This is a genomic window from Neisseria sp. P0021.S006, from assembly GCF_051956895.1.
Window position 1 is genome coordinate 1 of sequence record NZ_JBQCWZ010000598.1, and the last position, 818, is coordinate 818.

The following is an 818-nucleotide window of genomic DNA, read 5'->3' on the forward strand; positions in this document are numbered from 1 at the left end:
AATATTATCGTGGTTTTTCCGGATACCTCGCCACGCGGTCTGCATGTTGCTGACGGCGAGGAACATTATCTTGGACAGGGCGCTGGATTTTATGTCAATGCAACTGAAGCACCTTGGGCGCAGCATTACCAAATGGAAAGCTATATCAGCCAAGAATTGCCTGATTTGATCGAGCATCATTTTCCAGTAACGCAAGAGCGAAGCATTGCAGGTTTCAGCATGGGTGGGCATGGAGCGCTGCATTTAGCTTTGAAGCATCCCGGCCGATATGCTGCAGTTTCTGCCTTTGCGCCTTTATGTCATCCTATCGATACGGAAGGTGGCAGGCAGGCGTTGTCAGCTTATTTGGGCCAAAACGTGGAAACATGGAAACGCTATGACAGTACAGAGCTGCTCCAGACGGCCTCGCATAAATTGCCTGTTTTGATTGATGTCGGCAGTGAAGATGCTTTGTATCCTGAAGTTCTGCAACCGGAAGTGTTTGTCCGCTCAGCACGCGAAAAAGGTTTCAATATCCAATATAAAGTACGCCCGGGCTATGGGCATGACTATTTCTTTATTGCCAGCTTTATCGATTCGCATATTGAGTTTCATGCTCAGGCATTAGGGCTTTAAGCAGTATTGAATAAAAGGCCGTCTGAAATCCGATTAATGGTCGGATTTCAGACGGCCTTTTATTTGGTCTTGTTTGACCTTTAATTTCAAACAGACTTATTCCTAAGGACGTTCGCCGTCGGTATCGTCCAATTTGCCTTCGGTGATATCGACATTGATACCGACTGCCGCACGGATTTTGGCATCGATTTCGTTGGCGATAT

Annotated in this window: 1 protein-coding gene; it reads left to right on the forward strand. The window is 46.7% G+C overall.

The features are described from left to right. Positions 1-615 (forward strand): alpha/beta hydrolase-fold protein (locus ACTHUM_RS15940; RefSeq protein ID WP_440403413.1); only part of this gene is annotated, 615 nt, incomplete at its 5' end. Between the last annotated feature and the right edge of the window lie 203 nt (positions 616-818).